This is a genomic window from Mesorhizobium sp. 128a (assembly GCF_053848025.1).
Genome location: NZ_JBSPKY010000001.1, coordinates 120,888 through 136,617, shown reverse-complemented (window position 1 = coordinate 136,617; position 15,730 = coordinate 120,888). Strand labels below are relative to the sequence as shown.

General features: G+C 62.9%; 14 protein-coding genes and 1 riboswitch. Of the genes, 8 read left to right on the top strand and 6 right to left on the bottom strand.

Translation table 11 applies throughout. The annotated features are described in order from the left end of the window. The first annotated feature begins 18 nt into the window (after window positions 1-18). Both phoU and ACWTU9_RS00630 read left to right on the top strand, forming a co-directional pair. Window positions 19-744 (top strand): phosphate signaling complex protein PhoU, encoded by a 726-nt coding sequence (gene phoU, locus ACWTU9_RS00635; RefSeq protein ID WP_454588021.1) that lies wholly within the window; start codon window positions 19-21, stop codon window positions 742-744. A gap of 83 nt (window positions 745-827) precedes the next feature. Then, on the top strand, window positions 828-1,835 hold the full coding sequence (locus ACWTU9_RS00630; protein WP_455856649.1) for a magnesium and cobalt transport protein CorA: 1,008 nt from the start codon (window positions 828-830) through the stop codon (window positions 1,833-1,835). Between the two features lie 145 nt (window positions 1,836-1,980). Here ACWTU9_RS00630 and ACWTU9_RS00625 read toward each other — a convergent pair whose 3' ends face one another. Next, the gene (locus ACWTU9_RS00625) at window positions 1,981-2,499 is read right to left on the bottom strand and encodes a GcrA family cell cycle regulator (protein WP_181056251.1); all 519 of its coding nucleotides are present in this window, start codon (window positions 2,497-2,499) and stop codon (window positions 1,981-1,983) included. A gap of 359 nt (window positions 2,500-2,858) precedes the next feature. Between ACWTU9_RS00625 and ACWTU9_RS00620 the strand changes: the two genes are divergently transcribed. The 3 genes from ACWTU9_RS00620 to ACWTU9_RS00610 all read left to right on the top strand — a co-directional run bounded on the left by ACWTU9_RS00620 (window position 2,859) and on the right by ACWTU9_RS00610 (window position 6,114). Further along, entirely contained in the window at window positions 2,859-4,058 is a 1,200-nt protein-coding gene (locus ACWTU9_RS00620; protein WP_455856648.1) for an acetylornithine transaminase, read from the top strand. Window positions 4,059-4,075: 17 nt separating this feature from the next. Further along, entirely contained in the window at window positions 4,076-4,987 is a 912-nt protein-coding gene (gene argF, locus ACWTU9_RS00615; protein WP_455856647.1) for an ornithine carbamoyltransferase, read from the top strand. Window positions 4,988-5,082: 95 nt separating this feature from the next. Further along, window positions 5,083-6,114, top strand: a complete 1,032-nt coding sequence (locus ACWTU9_RS00610; protein WP_455856646.1) for an Hsp33 family molecular chaperone — start codon at window positions 5,083-5,085, stop codon at window positions 6,112-6,114. A 182-nt stretch (window positions 6,115-6,296) separates the two neighbouring features. Here ACWTU9_RS00610 and apaG read toward each other — a convergent pair whose 3' ends face one another. Next, a complete protein-coding gene (apaG, locus tag ACWTU9_RS00605) occupies window positions 6,297-6,689 on the bottom strand; it encodes a Co2+/Mg2+ efflux protein ApaG (RefSeq protein ID WP_112565540.1) in 393 nt (130 codons plus the stop codon). Between the two features lie 244 nt (window positions 6,690-6,933). Between apaG and ACWTU9_RS00600 the strand changes: the two genes are divergently transcribed. Beyond that, window positions 6,934-8,088: a glycosyltransferase gene (locus tag ACWTU9_RS00600; RefSeq protein ID WP_455856645.1), complete on the top strand. Its 1,155-nt coding sequence runs from the start codon at window positions 6,934-6,936 to the stop codon at window positions 8,086-8,088. Window positions 8,089-8,127: 39 nt separating this feature from the next. Here the strand turns inward: ACWTU9_RS00600 and ACWTU9_RS00595 are convergent, their stop codons facing one another. Next, window positions 8,128-9,318 (bottom strand): O-succinylhomoserine sulfhydrylase, encoded by a 1,191-nt coding sequence (locus ACWTU9_RS00595; RefSeq protein WP_455856644.1) that lies wholly within the window; start codon window positions 9,316-9,318, stop codon window positions 8,128-8,130. Window positions 9,319-9,375: 57 nt separating this feature from the next. Next, a riboswitch (SAM riboswitch) is annotated at window positions 9,376-9,453 on the bottom strand. A gap of 79 nt (window positions 9,454-9,532) precedes the next feature. Between ACWTU9_RS00595 and ACWTU9_RS00590 the strand changes: the two genes are divergently transcribed. Continuing rightward, window positions 9,533-10,627: a 2'-deoxycytidine 5'-triphosphate deaminase gene (locus ACWTU9_RS00590; protein ID WP_455856643.1), complete on the top strand. Its 1,095-nt coding sequence runs from the start codon at window positions 9,533-9,535 to the stop codon at window positions 10,625-10,627. Window positions 10,628-10,728: 101 nt separating this feature from the next. Next, window positions 10,729-11,499 (top strand): ABC transporter substrate-binding protein, encoded by a 771-nt coding sequence (locus tag ACWTU9_RS00585; RefSeq protein WP_455856642.1) that lies wholly within the window; start codon window positions 10,729-10,731, stop codon window positions 11,497-11,499. A gap of 170 nt (window positions 11,500-11,669) precedes the next feature. Here the strand turns inward: ACWTU9_RS00585 and araD1 are convergent, their stop codons facing one another. The 3 genes from araD1 to mmsA form a co-directional block, all read right to left on the bottom strand. Beyond that, complete coding sequence (araD1, locus tag ACWTU9_RS00580; RefSeq protein ID WP_454576518.1) at window positions 11,670-12,665, bottom strand: AraD1 family protein; 996 nt, start codon at window positions 12,663-12,665, stop codon at window positions 11,670-11,672. Window positions 12,666-12,876: 211 nt separating this feature from the next. Next, window positions 12,877-14,163, bottom strand: a complete 1,287-nt coding sequence (gene mmsB, locus ACWTU9_RS00575) for a multiple monosaccharide ABC transporter permease (RefSeq protein WP_454588015.1) — start codon at window positions 14,161-14,163, stop codon at window positions 12,877-12,879. Then, window positions 14,160-15,692 (bottom strand): multiple monosaccharide ABC transporter ATP-binding protein, encoded by a 1,533-nt coding sequence (gene mmsA, locus ACWTU9_RS00570; protein WP_454588014.1) that lies wholly within the window; start codon window positions 15,690-15,692, stop codon window positions 14,160-14,162. Before mmsA ends, mmsB begins: the two co-directional genes overlap by 4 nt. Window positions 15,693-15,730 lie beyond the last annotated feature (38 nt).

The following is a 15,730-nucleotide window of genomic DNA, read 5'->3' as shown; positions in this document are numbered from 1 at the left end:
CAGGAAGGCATTTGATCCATGCAGTCCGTACACATCGTCAGCGCCTATGACGAAGAGCTGAAATACCTGTCGAAACGCATCGCTGCGATGGGCGGGCACGCCGAGCGTATGGTCGAGCAGGCAATCCAGGCCCTGGTCAATGCCGATCCCGGCCTCGCCCAGAAGGTCATCCGCGACGACATTGTCCTCGACGAGGGCCAGCGCGAAATTGACGATAAGGCCATCGTCATCATCGCCAAGCGCCAGCCGATGGCGACGGATCTGCGCGAGATTGTCGGCGCGATCCGTATTTCCGCCGACCTCGAACGGGTCGGCGACCTCGGCAAGAATGTCGCCAAGCGAGTGGTGAGTGTCATTGACGGCCGCCAGCCGACCAGCCTGTTTCGCGGTCTCGAGGCTCTGGCCGAGCTCGCATTGACCCAGCTCAAGGAAGTGCTCGACGTCTATGCCTCGCGCTCGGTCGACAGAATAGGCTTCGTTCGCGATCGCGACGACCAGATCGACGCCATGTACACCTCGCTGTTTCGCGAGCTTTTGACCTACATGATGGAAGATCCGCGCAACATCACGCCGTGCACGCATCTGCTGTTCTGCGCCAAGAACATCGAGCGCATCGGCGACCACGCCACCAACATCGCCGAGACCATCTATTACATCGTCACTGGCGACCAGTTACCGGCCGAGCGGCCGAAAGGCGACAAGACCGACAAGGTTGCGCTTCCGCAGACGGTGCCGGTCAAGTGAACGGCCGCCTCTCGAACGCTTAATCATATTGCGCTAAGCTATCGCAGCGTTAAGCTTCTCAGGTTCTGCTTCCGGAGGCTGCGATGGAATATGTCCGAGAGTTCAAGCCGGCGCCGGCATTGTCCGGCATCATCGCGTCGAGCGTCTACACCGCTGGCAAGCGCATCGCCGACATCCCGATCGAAGAGGCCGGCGACTGGGCGAAGAAATCCGGCCATGTCGTCTGGATCGGGTTGCTCGAACCCGACCGCGAGCTGTTGCTGCGCGTCAAGGCGCAGTTCCATTTGCACGAGCTGGCGATCGAAGACGCCGAGCATCCGCATCAGCGGCCAAAGATCGAGCAATATGGCGATGCCCTGTTCATCGTCGCCCGCACCGCCCAGTTGATCGACGGCCGCGTCACCTTCGGCGAAACCCATCTGTTTGTCGGTTCAGGCTATATCGTCAGCGTCAGGCATGGTCCGTCGACCTCCTATGCCGCCGTGCGCCAGCACTGGGAAAGCTGCCCGCACTCGCTGGCCAAGGGCGAGGACTTCGTCCTCTATGCCATTCTCGACTTCATCGTCGACAATTACATGCCGGTGCTGGAGCAGATCGAGGACGAGGTCGAGGCGATCGAGGACAAGATCCTGCTGAAGCCGATGACCGGTCCCGACATAGAGCGGCTCTATATGCTGCGCCGCGATCTGTTGCGCCTGCGCAATGCCGCACTTCCCTTGGTCGAGGTCTGCCGCCGGCTGACCAGCGCCGAACTGCCGCAGATCCATGCCGCCATGCACCCGCTGTTTCGCGATGTGACCGACCACATCCGCACCGTCCAGGAAAAAATCGACAGTCTGCGCGAGGTTCTGGCCTTCGCCTTCGAAGCCAGTCTGCTGGTCGGCCAGAGCCAGGAAACGGCGAATACCAAGAAGCTGGCGTCATGGGCCGCCATACTGGCGGTGCCGACGGCGTTCGCCGGCATATACGGCATGAATTTCGATGACATGCCGGAACTGAAGATGGAATACGGCTACCCGGTAGTGCTGACCGCGATCGCCTGCATCTGCGTGTTTTTGTACTGGCGGTTTCGCAAAAATGGCTGGCTGTGAAAGAGAGCGAGTAGCGAATAGCAAAAACAGCTTGCTCCTGTCATAGAAGCCAAGCCGTTTCTATTCGCTATTCGCTATTCGCTATTCGCTATTCGCTATTCGCTATTCGCTATTCGCTATTCGCTATTCGCTATTCGCTATTCGCTCACCGGCTCCGCCGCCGCTCCGAAGCCGGCTGAAACGCGACCCTTGCGTGATATTTGCAATAGGGACCGGTTTCGGCCGCCTCGTTGCCGCAGAAGTTGAAGTCTTCCGACAGCGGATCGCCATTCGGCCATTTGCAGGTGCGCTCGGTGAGGTCGGTAAGCTGCAGATGCCGCGAGATCGGCACGACGACGTTTTCGACCGGGCGGATGTAGTGGCGAGCCACCGGCTCGGCGTCGAACTGCGCCTGCAGCGCTGTCGCACCGATCGAGGTGGTGACGTGGCGTTGCGTGGTTGCGGCGCGCGACACAGACTTCTGGATGGACGATCCCTGCGCCGTCTTCTTCTGGCGCGCCGGCGTTGCGGTCGAGCGTCCGCGGCCCGACAGCTTCAGCCGATGCACCTTGCCGATGACGGCGTTGCGGCTGACCCCGCCAAGTTGTGCGGCGATCTGGCTTGCGCTCAAGCCCTCCGACCACAGTTTTCTGAGAAGTTCGACCCGCTCGTCAGTCCAGTTCATGAGACCGCGCTCCTGCTAAGCGTGCGGCAGCCGGAATCCATTCCCGACCCGGCAACCTTTGCCGGGGCAGACACCACATATATTAGGTGATTAGGTCCGCCGCACGAAATCTAGTTATTTCCCGACTACAATTACCTCATGTGTTGACTCGGTGACAAGAGTCCCAGGTGCAACACGAATCGGTTTTTTCGGTTTTCCCCAACTTGCCCGGTCGCTTATGAGCCGGCGTCCCGTCGGGGAGCTTGCCGCGCGCCTTTGCACGACGTTTTCGTTGACTTCATGGCCGAAAAACACGATAAGCCGCACAAGGCCGCCGCTTTGGCGGCTTTTTTGATTTTCCGGTACCGGAGACGCATATAATGAGCGGTTCGGCGCTTTACGAGACCTTTACTCGCGCACCCCTGGCCTTCGACCATGGCGAAGGCACCTGGCTGGTTACCGACAAGGGCGAGCGATATCTCGATTTTGCTGGCGGCATCGCGGTCAATTCGTTGGGCCACGGCCATCCGCATCTGGTGTCGGCGCTGACCGAGCAGGCGGCCAAGCTCTGGCACGTCTCCAATCTCTACGAGATCCCTGGGCAGACCCGGCTCGGCGAGCGGTTGGCTGAGGCCACCTTCGCCGACAAGGTGTTCTTCACCAATTCCGGCGCCGAGGCGCTGGAATGCGCGATCAAGACGGCGCGGCGCTACCAGTTCGTCAAGGGCCATCCCGAGCGCTTCCGCGTCATCACCTTCGAAGGCGCCTTCCATGGCCGTACGCTGGCGACCATCGCCGCGGGCGGTCAGTACAAATATCTCGAAGGCTTCGGGCCCAAGGTCGAAGGTTTCGACCAGGTCGGCTTCGACGACATCGATGCCGCCGAGAAGGCGATCACGCCGGAGACCGCGGCGATCCTGATCGAACCGGTGCAGGGCGAGGGCGGCATCCGCCCGGTGCCGACGCAATCGCTGAAGCGGCTGCGCCAGCTCTGCGACCGGCACGGCCTGCTGTTGATCTTCGACGAGGTCCAGTGCGGCATCGGCCGCACCGGCAAGCTGTTCGCACATGAATGGACCGGCGTGACGCCCGACATCATGGCGATCGCCAAGGGCATTGGCGGCGGCTTCCCGATGGGCGCGTGCCTCGCCACCGACGAGGCAGTCGTCGGCATGACGGCAGGCGTGCATGGCACCACCTTCGGCGGCAATCCGTTGGCGATGGCGGTCGGCAATGCCGTGCTCGACGTGGTGCTGGAAGACGGTTTCCTCGAAGACGTCCAGCGCAAGGCATTGCTGATGAAGCAGGGCCTGGCGGCAGTCGCCGACGAATTTCCCGATGTCATCGAAGGCATCAGGGGTACCGGCCTGATGCTCGGACTGAAATGTGCCATGCCCAACACCAAGGTCAACATGGCGTTGCGCGACCAGTATCTGCTGGCAGTACCGGCCGGCGACAACGTCATTCGCCTGCTGCCGCCGCTCACCGTCACCGATGCCGAGATCAAAGAGGCGCTCGACCGCATCCGCGCCGGCGCCAAGGGCCTGGCCGACGCCATCACCGCGGCCGCCGCGAAGTAACCCCGGAACCATTCCTGATGTCACTTCGCCATTTCACCGATCTTTCCGCCGTTTCCGAAGGCGATCTGCGGTTCATGCTGGACGACGCGGTGGTGCGCAAGGCGCGCCTCAAGGCCGGCGAGCGCACCAGGCCGCTCGAAGGCAAGGTGCTGGCCATGATCTTCGACAAGCCGTCGACGCGCACGCGTGTCTCCTTCGATGTCGGAATGCGCCAACTCGGCGGCGAGACCATCATGCTGACCGGCACCGAAATGCAGCTCGGCCGCTCCGAGACCATTGCCGACACCGCCAGGGTGCTGTCGCGCTATGTCGACGCCATCATGATCCGCACGACGTCGCATGAGCGGCTGCTCGAGCTGACCGAGAATGCCACCATCCCCGTCATCAACGGGCTGACCGACGACACCCATCCCTGCCAGCTGATGGCCGACATCATGACCTTCGAGGAACATCGCGGTCCGGTTGCCGGCAAGACCATCGCCTGGACCGGCGACGGCAACAATGTGCTGCATTCGCTGCTCGAAGCCTCGGCGCGCTTCCGCTTCAACCTCAATGTCGCCGTGCCGGAAGGCAGCGAACCGGCGCAGAAGCATATCGACTGGTCGAAGACCAATGGCGGCAAGCTGCATTTCACCCGCTCGCCCGAGGAAGCCGTCGACCAGGCCGATTGCATCGTCACCGACTGTTGGGTGTCGATGGGCCAGGAACACCGCGCGCGCGGCCACAATGTCTTCTCGCCCTATCAGGTCAATGCGGCACTGATGGCGAGGGCCAAGCCCGACGCCCTGTTCATGCACTGCCTGCCGGCGCATCGGGGCGAGGAAGTCACCGACGAGGTTATCGACGGGCCGCATTCGGTGGTCTTCGACGAAGCCGAGAACCGGCTCCACGCCCAGAAGGCGGTTTTGGCCTGGTGCTTGGGCGCGTGAAGTGTCTGGGCGCTTGATCTGCGGGGGCGCGATGCCTATTTGCGCCGCATCACGCAAATCAAGCGCGTTTGGACGCATGCACCCCTCCGGGCCGCATGGCCGCGCCCTGGAGTATTGTCATGTTGGAAACGCATCAAGTGACTGAACACCACCCCAAACTCGGCGAGTTCGGCTACGCCGGCGACGATCATGTCGTGCCGTTCGAGGTCGGCCCGCTCGACGTGCGCGGCCGCACCGTGCAGCTCGGGCCGATGCTCGACGCCATCCTTGGCCGCCACGACTATCCCGAGCCGGTCGCCCGGCTTCTGGCGGAAGCCTGCGTGCTGACGGTGCTGTTTGGCACCTCGCTCAAATTCGAGGGCAAGTTCATCCTGCAGACCCGCACCGATGGGCCGGTCGACATGCTGGTTGCGGATTTCTCCACGCCCTCGGCATTGCGCGCCTATGCGCGCTTCGATGCCGACCGGCTGGAGGCGCTGGTCGCCGCCGGCGAAACGTCGCAGCAGACGCTGCTGGGCAGTGGCGTGCTGGCGTTGACCATCGACCAGGGCGCGCACACGCAGCGCTACCAGGGCATCGTCCAGCTCGACGGTGAGACGCTGGAAGACGCCGCGCGCACGTACTTCCGCCAGTCGGAGCAGATCCCGACCGATATCAGGCTTTCGGTTGCCAAGCTCCTGACGCCGGGCCCTGGCGGGGCGCGCGAGCAGTGGCGCGCCGGCGGCATCCTGGCGCAGTTCCTGCCGCAGTCGCCCGAGCGCATGCGCGTGCCCGACATTTCGGGCGGCGACGGCGATCCGCGCGACGTGACGAACGAGCCGGCCGACAATTCCTGGCAGGAGTTGCTGGCCCTGCTCGGCACCATCGAGCCGACCGAACTGATCGACCCGACCATCGGCGCCGAGCGTCTGCTCTACCGGCTGTTCCACGAACATGGCGTGCGCGTCTTCGGCGGCGTGCCTGTCGCCGACCAGTGTTCCTGCTCGCGCGACAAGATCCGAGGCATCCTCGAAGGCTTTTCGGCCGAAGAGATCAGGGAGAGCACGCAGGATGGCGGCATCCACGTCGCCTGCGAGTTCTGCTCGACCCAGTACGACTTCGACCCGGCGGAGTTTGCGAAGCAGTGAGGCTTCTTCCTTCTCCCCGTTTCACGGGGAGAAGGTGCCCGAAGGGCGGATGAGGGGCAGCGCCGACTTCGGCGGTTGGCCGCGCGCACATCCGTCATTGCGTGGAAGATAATCTCATCAGCCCGGCGCCGCCCCTCATTGCCCTGCCGGGCATTTCTCCCCGTGAAACGGGGAGAAAGAGGCTAATTCACCGTCCGTCTCGTCCCCGGCAGATCCAGCGAAAACGCCGGGATAGCGATATCGAACGTCTCGCCCCTTTTGTTGCGCATCGTGTAGTGCCCGACCATGAAGCCTGACGGCGTCGAGAGCGGGCACCCTGACGTATATTGGTAGCTGTCGCCCGGATTGAGTTCGGGCTGGTCGCCGACCACGCCGGCGCCGCGCACCTCTTCGACCCGGCCGCTGCCGTCCGTGATGTGCCAGTAGCGCGACATAAGCTGCACGAACTCGTCCGACTGGTTGTCGATCGTCACCTGGTAGCCCCAGACATAGCGGTTCTCCGACGGATCCGAGCGATCCTCCAGATAGAACGGTCTGACCTGCACTTCGATGTTGCGCGTGACTGCGCGGTACATGGGCTGCTCCAAACGATACGGACGAAATCGTCGACGCTCTCCCCCCCGCACAGTCAACCGTGCGCGTCGTATTCTTGGCCAGACCCCTGGTGGGGGCCTGATGGGCAGGTGCCGAACAACAATGTCATTTAAGTGACACATGACAATGATGGTGTGCACGAACCGTGTCGGGCGACTCAGCGCTCTGTCGAACTGTTGAAAACGGTCCCTCGTGGCCGCTTTTTCCCGGAGTGACCAGATCTCGATGGAACTGACATTCATAGCAGCGCTGCTTTCGATACTCCTGCTCCTCTCCAACCTCGCCAGCATTGTGCTGGCCTCGCTTAGCCTGAAGCGGCCGCTCCTCATCACGCCGCCCGCTGCAAAGGCGGCACCAGTCTCGATCGTCGTGCCGTCGCGCGGCGTGGAGGCTTTCACGCGGGAGACGCTTCAGCGCGCCTTCTCCCTCGACTGGCCGCATTACGAGCTGATCTTCTGCGTCGCCCATGCCGAAGACCCCGTGGTCAAGCTTATCAACGCTGCAATCGCCCACCATCCCGAGATTCCGGCACAGCTCCTCATCGGCGATGACCGGGTCAGCGCCAACCCGAAGCTCAACAACTGCGTCAAGGGCTGGCTGGCGGCGCAGCACGACTGGGTCATCCTGGCCGATTCCAACGTGCTGATGCCTGTCGACTACGTACAGCATCTGATGGCGGCCTGGCGGCCGGACACCGGGCTTGTCTGCTCGACCCCGATCGGCTCGCGGCCGGATGGGTTCTGGGCCGAGGTCGAATGCGCCTTCCTCAACACGCTGCAGGCGCGCTGGCAATATGCCGGCGAAGCCCTTGGCCTCGGCTTTGCCCAGGGCAAGAGCATGCTGTGGAACAAGCCGATGCTTGACGCCAATGGCGGCATCGAGGCGCTTGCCGCCGAGATCGCCGAAGATGCTGCCGCGACCAAGCTGGTCAATGGGCTCGGCCTGCACGTCAATCTTGTTGCCTCGCCGTTCGAACAGCCGCTCGGCCAGCGCACCTTTGCCGAGATCTGGTCGCGCCAGACGCGCTGGGCGCGGCTGCGCCGCGTCACCTTCCCGCTGTTCTACACGCCCGAAATCCTGACCGGCGCGGCGGTGCCGTTGCTGCTGGCGCTGGTCGCAGGGGCAAGCGCCGGCGTCAGCCTGCCCACCACGGCCTTGGCTGTCCTGGCCTTTGCCTACGTGCCGGAATGCCTGCTCGCCTGGGCCAAGGGCTGGTATTTGTCGCCGCGCATCGTCACCGCCATGATCGTGCGCGATGTGATGCTTCCCGCCATCTGGGCGCGGGGCTGGCTCGGCGGCGCGGTCGAATGGCGCGGCAATGCCATGACCATCCGCACCAAGGCGATGACGGAACTGGAAGAGGCCTCGTCGGGCGCCTGATCGACGCCGGGCTTTTGCCTCGCTTTTCGGACCAGGCCGCTACTTGGCCGCCTTCAGCGCCTGTTCGACGTCATCGAGCAGATCATCCGTATCCTCGAGACCAACCGACAGCCTCAGCGTTCCCGGCCCGATGCCGAGCTCGGCGCGCGCCTCGTCGCTGAGGTTCTTGTGCGTCGTCGTCGCCGGATGGGTAATCAGGCTCTTGGCGTCGCCGAGATTGTTGGAGATCAGCACGATGTCGAGCGCGTTCTGCAAGGCGAAAGCCGCCTGCTTGCCGCCCTTGACGTCTAGGCAGATCAGCGTCGAGCCGCCAGTCATCTGCTTCTTGACGATATCGGCCTGCGGGTGGTCGGCGCGGCCGGGATAGATGACGCGGGCGATCTGCGGCTGCCCGGCCAGGAAATCGGCGATCTTGGCCGCACTTTCCGTCTGCTGGCGCACGCGCACGGGCAATGTTTCCAGGCCCTTCAGCAGCGTCCAGGCGTTGAACGGCGACAGGCTCGGACCGGTGTGGCGGAAATAGTCGTGCAAATTCTCGTCGATCCACTTCTTGTCCGACAGGATGATGCCACCCAGGCAGCGACCCTGGCCGTCAATGTGCTTGGTGGCGGAATAGACGACGATGTGGGCGCCAAGCTGCAGCGGCTTCTGCTGCAAGGGCGTGGCAAAGACATTGTCGACGATCAGCCTGGCGCCGATCGAGGTCGCCAGCGATGCGACGGCGGCAATATCGACCACTTCCAGCGTCGGATTGGTGGGGCTTTCCAGGAAGAACAGTTTGGTGTTCGGCCGCACCGCCTTTTCCCAGTTGGCAATGTCGGTGCCGTCGACCAGCGTCGCCTCGATGCCGTATTTCGGCGCCAGCGTCTCGACCACCCAGCGGCAGGAGCCGAACAGCGCGCGCGCTGCAACGATATGGTCGCCGGCCCTGGCGCTGCACAGGAGCGCTGCCGTCACCGCCGCCATGCCCGATGCGGTCGCGCGGGCATCTTCGGCGCCTTCCAGCGCGCACATGCGCTTTTCGAACATGTCGACGGTCGGGTTGGCGTAGCGCGAATAGATGAAGCCAGGCTCCTCGCCCTTGAAACGGGCTTCGGCGGCCTGTGCCGTCTCATAGACATAGCCCTGGGTCAGGTACATCGCTTCCGACGTTTCGCCGAACTGGGAACGCAGCGTTCCCCCGTGCACGAGTGCGGTCTGAGGCTTCCAGTTACGCTTCTTGGTGCTCATCGTTTTTGTTCCAGACACAAAAAAACCGGCCGCGAAAGTCGCAACCGGTCCATACGGCCTTGCGGCCCGACGGTCCTTTAGCGACTTGTTTAACGTGGCTGCAAGCCGACCGGCCAAATCACCACGGGATAACGACCCTTTAGACCTCAGCCATGCTTGCGTCAATTGCCGGCTTCATTAAGAGGTTTGTACCAGTTGGAACGGAGCCAGCCTTTTGCGGCAGACAGGCATTCTTCCCGATCAGGACATTTCCGCGCTGTTTCAGTCCGGCGCGCTGAAGTCGCCGCGCGCGCTCGACGCCGACCAGGTCCAGCCGGCCAGCCTCGATCTCAGGCTCGGCGACAAGGCTTTTCGGGTGCGCGCCTCCTTCCTGCCCGGCCCTGACCATCTGGTCGCCGACAAGCTTCATCGGCTGAAACTGCATGAGTTCAGCCTCGCCGAGGGGGCGGTGCTGGAAACCGGATGCGTCTACATCGTGCCGCTGATGGAAAGCCTGGCACTGCCTGCAAACGTATCCGCCTCGGCCAATCCGAAGAGTTCGACCGGGCGGCTCGACATCTTCACCCGGGTGATGACCGATCGCGGCCACGAGTTCGACAAGATCGCCGCCGGCTATCATGGTCCACTCTATCTCGAGGTTAGCCCGCGCACCTTTCCGATCGTCGTGCGTGCAGGCTCGCGGCTGTCGCAGATCAGATTCCGCACCGGCAATGCGCTGTTGTCGGAGGCAGAGCTGAACGAATTGCACCGCGCCGAGATGCTGGTGGCGACCGAGCCGCCCAACATTTCCGGCGGCGGCATTGCGCTGTCCATTGACCTCGACGGCGATCAGAACGGCCTGGTTGGCTATCGCGGCAAGCATCACACTGGGCTGGTCGACGTAGACAAGCGCGCCGCGCAGGACGTCGTCGATTTCTGGGAGCCGCTTTACAAGAGCGGCGCCGGCGAACTGGTGCTCGATCCCGACGAATTCTACATCCTGGTCAGCCGTGAGGCGGTGCACGTGCCGCCGCTCTACGCCGCCGAGATGACGCCCTTCGATCCGCTGGTCGGTGAATTCCGCGTCCACTATGCCGGCTTCTTCGATCCCGGCTTCGGTCATTCGGCGGCCGGCGGCACCGGGAGCCGGGCAGTGCTCGAAGTGCGCAGCCACGAAGTGCCGTTCATCCTCGACCATGGCCAGATCGTTGGCCGGCTGGTCTACGAACACATGCTGAAGCGGCCGCAGGCGCTCTACGGCACCGATCTCGGTTCCAACTACCAGGCGCAAGGCCTGAAACTCTCCAAGCATTTCCGCACCGCCGGGTGAACCTCGATCACCGCCAGGCAAAATACTTGCCTGCGTTGCCCCGCCATGCTTGGCTGCCTTTCGGTGGCCGGCAAGAGACCGGCGTGTAAGGGGAACCAAAAATGCAGATATCAAGATGGATCATATCGGCAGCCGGCGCTGCCATGCTGGTGATGGCGGCCGGCTCGCTGGCGCAGGCGCAGGAAAAATTGAAGATCGGTACTGAGGGCGCCTATCCGCCGTTCAATACCATCACTGCGGACGGTAAGGTCGAAGGCTTCGACATCGACATCGCCAATGCGCTCTGTGCGCAGATGAAGATTGAATGCGAGATTGTCACCCAGGACTGGGACGGCATCATTCCGGCGCTGCAGGCGAAGAAATTCGACGCCATCATCGCCTCGATGAGCATCACCGAGGAGCGCAAGAAGCAGGTTGCCTTCACCAACAAATACTACACCACGCCGCTGGCGCTTGTGGCGCCGAAGGACACCGACCTCACCTCCACCGAACCGGCCGCCCTTGCCGGCAAGACGGTTGGCGCGCAGGCCTCGACCACCCAAGCTGACTACGCCCAGAACGCCTACGGCAAGGCCGGTGCGGAGGCAAAACTTTACCCGACCCAGGAAGAGGCGATCACCGACCTGCAGAATGGCCGCCTCGATGCGGTGATTTCGGACAAGTTCGTGCTGATGGACTGGCTGAAGAAGGCGAGTGACGGCTGCTGCAAGCTGGTCGGCGACGTCAAGGGCACCGAGACGCAAGCGGGCATCGCCGTCCGCCTGGAAGACACCGCCCTCCGCGACAAGCTCAACGCGGCCATCGACGCGATTGTTGCCGATGGCACCTACAAGAAGATCCAGGCCAAGTATTTCGATTTTGATATTTATTGAGGGAGGCACCTTCTTCCTTCTCCCCTTGCGGGAGAAGGTGTCGCCGAAGGCGACGGATGAGGGGTGCTCCAGCGGAGTGAGACGTTGGTGTTCCCTGGAACACCTCATCCGTCTCGGCGCTGCGCGCCGATCCACTTTCTCCCACAGGGGGAGAAGGGAAGGGCGCTACGTCACAACGCCTTCACCGCCACCTTCACCGGCTGCTCGATTTCCAGCGGGTTGCGCAGCGGCAGGCCGAAATCCCCGGCTTCGATCTCGAAGACGTCGCCGGCTTCAGTCCTGATGCCGTCGGCGAAGGACAGCGTCGCCGTGCCGAACATGTGGACATGCACGTCGCCTGGCTGGCGGAAGGCTGAATATTTGAAGTGGTGATGCTCGAGATTGGCGATGGTGTGCGACATGTTCGCCTCGCCCGACAGGAACGGCTTTTCCCACAGCAGATTGCCGTCGCGCAGGATGCGTGAGGCGCCTCTGATGTCGGCCGGCAGGTCGCCGATCAGGATCTCCGGTCCGAACGAGGCGTTGCGCAGCTTGGAATGCGCCAGGAACAGATAGTTCACCCGCTCGGTGACGTGGTCGGAAAACTCGTTCGACAGCGTGAAGCCGACGCGGAACGGTGCACCGTCATCGCCGATGACATAGATGCCGGCGATTTCCGGCTCCTCGCCGGCGTCCTGCGCGAAGGCCGGCGACATCAACGCCGCACCCGGCGCCACCGCCATGGTGCCGTTGCCCTTGTAGAACCATTCCGGCTGCACGCCGGTCTGGCCCTTGGCCGGCTTGCCGCCTTCCAGTCCCATGCGGAACATCTTCATGGAATCGGTGAGTTGTTCCTCACCGCCATCGCTGAGCTTCTTGTGCATGGAATCGCGCGTCGCCGCCGAGCCGAGATGGGTCAGCCCGGTGCCGGTCAGATGCAGATGCGCGGGATCGGGATGGTTGATCGGCGACACCAGCCGGCCCTTCTTGTAGGCGGCGTCGAGGTCCACGGCCTCACCGTATCCCTTGCGCTCGATCAGTGCGGCGAGACCGGTGCCGGTGCGCGCGGCTTCCATCGCCAGCGAATAGACGCTGCGGGCGCCATTGATGATCCTGGTCTTGCCGCCGCCGTTGCGGGCGACGACGCGGATCGTCTCGGCGTCGTCGAGGATCTGGGAGATCAGCATGATGAAACCCTCTCTCATGTGCCTTGGCCCGGTTGCCTCTTGGCAAACCTTGACCTGCGCGGCTCGGACCACGCCGCGCCACGGGTTGAACTCTTCGTCCGGATTGCGCTCGCGGGCTCGGTCCCTCAGGGGACTTGCTGATGTCGGCAGGTTGCCGGCAACATCGCGATCTTGACCCGTATGCCTTCTTCGTTGCCTCGCCTAAGCCTGTTCAAGCCTTGTTCTTGTTGTAGACGTCGAAGATCACCGCGCCGAGCAGCACCAGGCCTTTGACCACCTGCTGCCAGTCGACATTGACGCCCATGATCGACATGCCGTTGTTCATCACGCCCATGATGAAGCCGCCGACGACGGCTCCGATGACCTGGCCGACGCCGCCCATCGCCGAGGCGCCGCCGATGAAGACGGCGGCAATGACGTCGAGCTCCGAGCCGAGACCCGCTGCCGGCACCGCCTGGCCAAGACGAGCCGCGATGATCAGGCCGCCGAGCGCCGACAGCACGCCCATATTGATGAACACCATCAGCGTCAGCCGCTCGGTGTTGATGCCCGACAGCTGCGCCGCCTTGGCGTTGCCGCCCATCGCATAGATGCGGCGGCCGATGGTCATGCGCTTGGTGACGAAGACGAACAGCGAGATCAGCACGCCCATGACCAGCAGCACGACCGGCAGGCCCCTGTAGCTGGCGAATTCATAGACCAGGAACAGCGCCAGCGCGCTGGCGACCAGCGTCTTGACGATGAAAAGGGGGAAGGGCTCCGCCTCATAGCCATGGCGTTCGCGCTTGCGCCGGGTGCGAACCCCGAAATAGGCATAGGCCAGCACGGCGATCAGGCCGAGCACGACCGTCGTCATGTGCAGCGTCAGGCCGCTGCCCAGGATGGTCTTGCCGGCGGCGTTCACCGTTGGCGGGATCAGCGTCAGCGGGCCGATCACGTCTGGGATGAAGCCGGAGCTGAGCGCCTTGAAGTCGCCCGGAAGCGGACCGACCGAGGATCCGCCGCCGAGCAGCGCCTGGCAGATGCCGCGGAAGATCAGCATTCCGGCCAGCGTCACGATGAAGCTTGGTATCCGGTGATAGGCGATCCAGTAGCCTTGCGCGGCGCCGATCAGGCCGCCCACGATCAGGCAGACGATTGAAACCACCAGCGGATTGCTGAGCGGGCCGAGCTGCCAGATGACCATCATGTTTGCCGCCAGCGCGCCGATGAAACCGGCGACCGATCCGACGCTGAGGTCGATATAGCCCGATACGATCACCAGCAGCATGCCCAGCGCCATCACGATGATGAAGGAGTTCTGCTGCACCAGGTTGCTGAGGTTGACCGGCTTGAACAGCGTTCCCGACGTGGTGAACTGGAAGAACAGCATGATGACGATCAGCGCGATGATCAGACCGTATTCGCGCAAATTCGTCGTCAGCGCCGAAACGGCGATGCGCGGACGCTGTTCTTCAGCGACGTTGCCCTGCGGGGCGGGGGCGGTTTCGGTGCTCATGCTGCTTTTCCTTCTCCCCGAACGATGGCGCGCATTATTTTTTCCTGGCTTGCGTCCGTCGCGGGCATTTCGCCGACGATGCGGCCTTCGTTCATGACGTAGATGCGGTCGGTGATGCCTAGAAGCTCCGGCATTTCCGACGAGATGACCACGATCGCCTTACCCTCCGAGGCAAGGCGGGCGATGATCGTGTAGATTTCGTACTTGGCGCCGACGTCGATGCCGCGCGTCGGCTCGTCGAGAATCAGCACGTCCGGATCTGCGAACAGCCATTTCGACAGCACCACCTTCTGCTGGTTGCCGCCGGAAAGATTGCCGGTCATCTGATAGACGCTGGAGGCCCGGATGTTGGTCTTCTTGCGATAGTCGTTGGCGACCGCGAGTTCGCGCAGATCGTCGATCACGCTGTGGCGCGACACGCCGCCGAGATTGGCGAGCGTAATGTTGTGTTTGATGTGGTCGATGAGGTTGAGACCGTAGGTCTTGCGATCCTCGGTCACGTAGGCAATGCCGTGCTGGACCGCCTTGCTCACCGTGGAGACATCGACCGGCTTGCCCTTGAGCAGCACCTCGCCGGTGATGCGGCGGCCATAGGAGCGGCCGAACAGGCTCATTGCGAATTCGGTGCGGCCGGCGCCCATCAGCCCGGCAATGCCGACCACCTCGCCCTTGCGCACATTGATGTCGATGCCCTTGATCACCTGCCGCTCGGCATGGAGCGGATGATAGACCGACCAGTTCTTCACCTCGAACACGACTTCGCCGATCTTCGGTTCTCGCGGCGGATAGCGGTCATCGAGCGAGCGGCCAACCATCGAGGTGATGATGCGGTCTTCCGAGATGTCCTTCTTGGCCAGCGTCTCGATGGTGCGCCCGTCACGGATGACCGTGACCTTGTCGGCGACCCGGTTGACCTCGTTGAGCTTGTGCGAGATCAGGATCGAGGTCATGCCCTGGCGCTTGAATTCGAGCAGCAGGTCGAGCAGCGCCTGGCTGTCCTTTTCGCTGAGTGACGCCGTCGGCTCGTCAAGGATCAGCAGCTTGACCTCCTTGCTCAGCGCCTTGGCGATTTCGACCAGCTGCTGCTTGCCGACGCCGATATTGGTGATCAGCGTCTTGGGGTCCTCCTTGAGGCCCACCTTCTTCAACAGCGCGCTGGTGCGCTGCTCGTTGGCGTCCCAGTCGATGACGCCGTAATTCGCGTGCTCGTTGCCGAGGAAAATGTTTTCGGCAATCGACAGCATCGGCACCAGCGCAAGCTCCTGGTGGATGATGACGATGCCCTTGCGTTCGCTGTCATGGATGCCTTTGAACTGGCATTCCTGGCCCTGGAAAATGATCTGGCCGTCATAGGTACCTGCGGGATAGACGCCCGACAGCACCTTCATCAGCGTCGATTTGCCGGCGCCGTTCTCACCGACCACCGCATGGATCTCGCCTTCCTCGACTCTGAGGTTGACGTTCGACAGCGCCTTCACGCCAGGGAACGTCTTGGTGATGTCGCGCATCTCCAAAATCGTCGAGGTCATCAGGGCAAGCTCCTCCGAGGCCGGTAGAAAACAATACC

Excerpts from the sequence above, each read along its gene's own strand:
- ACWTU9_RS00630 (WP_455856649.1), top strand. The coding sequence starts at position 828 with ATGGAATATGTCCGAGAGTTCAAGCCGGCGCCGGCATTGTCCGGCATC.
- mmsA (WP_454588014.1), bottom strand. The coding sequence starts at position 15,692 with ATGACCTCGACGATTTTGGAGATGCGCGACATCACCAAGACGTTCCCT.
- argF (WP_455856647.1), top strand. The coding sequence starts at position 4,076 with ATGTCACTTCGCCATTTCACCGATCTTTCCGCCGTTTCCGAAGGCGAT.
- ACWTU9_RS00625 (WP_181056251.1), bottom strand. The coding sequence starts at position 2,499 with ATGAACTGGACTGACGAGCGGGTCGAACTTCTCAGAAAACTGTGGTCG.
- phoU (WP_454588021.1), top strand. The coding sequence starts at position 19 with ATGCAGTCCGTACACATCGTCAGCGCCTATGACGAAGAGCTGAAATAC.
- ACWTU9_RS00620 (WP_455856648.1), top strand. The coding sequence starts at position 2,859 with ATGAGCGGTTCGGCGCTTTACGAGACCTTTACTCGCGCACCCCTGGCC.
- ACWTU9_RS00610 (WP_455856646.1), top strand. The coding sequence starts at position 5,083 with ATGGCCGCGCCCTGGAGTATTGTCATGTTGGAAACGCATCAAGTGACT.
- ACWTU9_RS00600 (WP_455856645.1), top strand. The coding sequence starts at position 6,934 with ATGGAACTGACATTCATAGCAGCGCTGCTTTCGATACTCCTGCTCCTC.
- apaG (WP_112565540.1), bottom strand. The coding sequence starts at position 6,689 with ATGTACCGCGCAGTCACGCGCAACATCGAAGTGCAGGTCAGACCGTTC.
- mmsB (WP_454588015.1), bottom strand. The coding sequence starts at position 14,163 with ATGAGCACCGAAACCGCCCCCGCCCCGCAGGGCAACGTCGCTGAAGAA.
- araD1 (WP_454576518.1), bottom strand. The coding sequence starts at position 12,665 with ATGCTGATCTCCCAGATCCTCGACGACGCCGAGACGATCCGCGTCGTC.
- ACWTU9_RS00595 (WP_455856644.1), bottom strand. The coding sequence starts at position 9,318 with ATGAGCACCAAGAAGCGTAACTGGAAGCCTCAGACCGCACTCGTGCAC.
- ACWTU9_RS00585 (WP_455856642.1), top strand. The coding sequence starts at position 10,729 with ATGCAGATATCAAGATGGATCATATCGGCAGCCGGCGCTGCCATGCTG.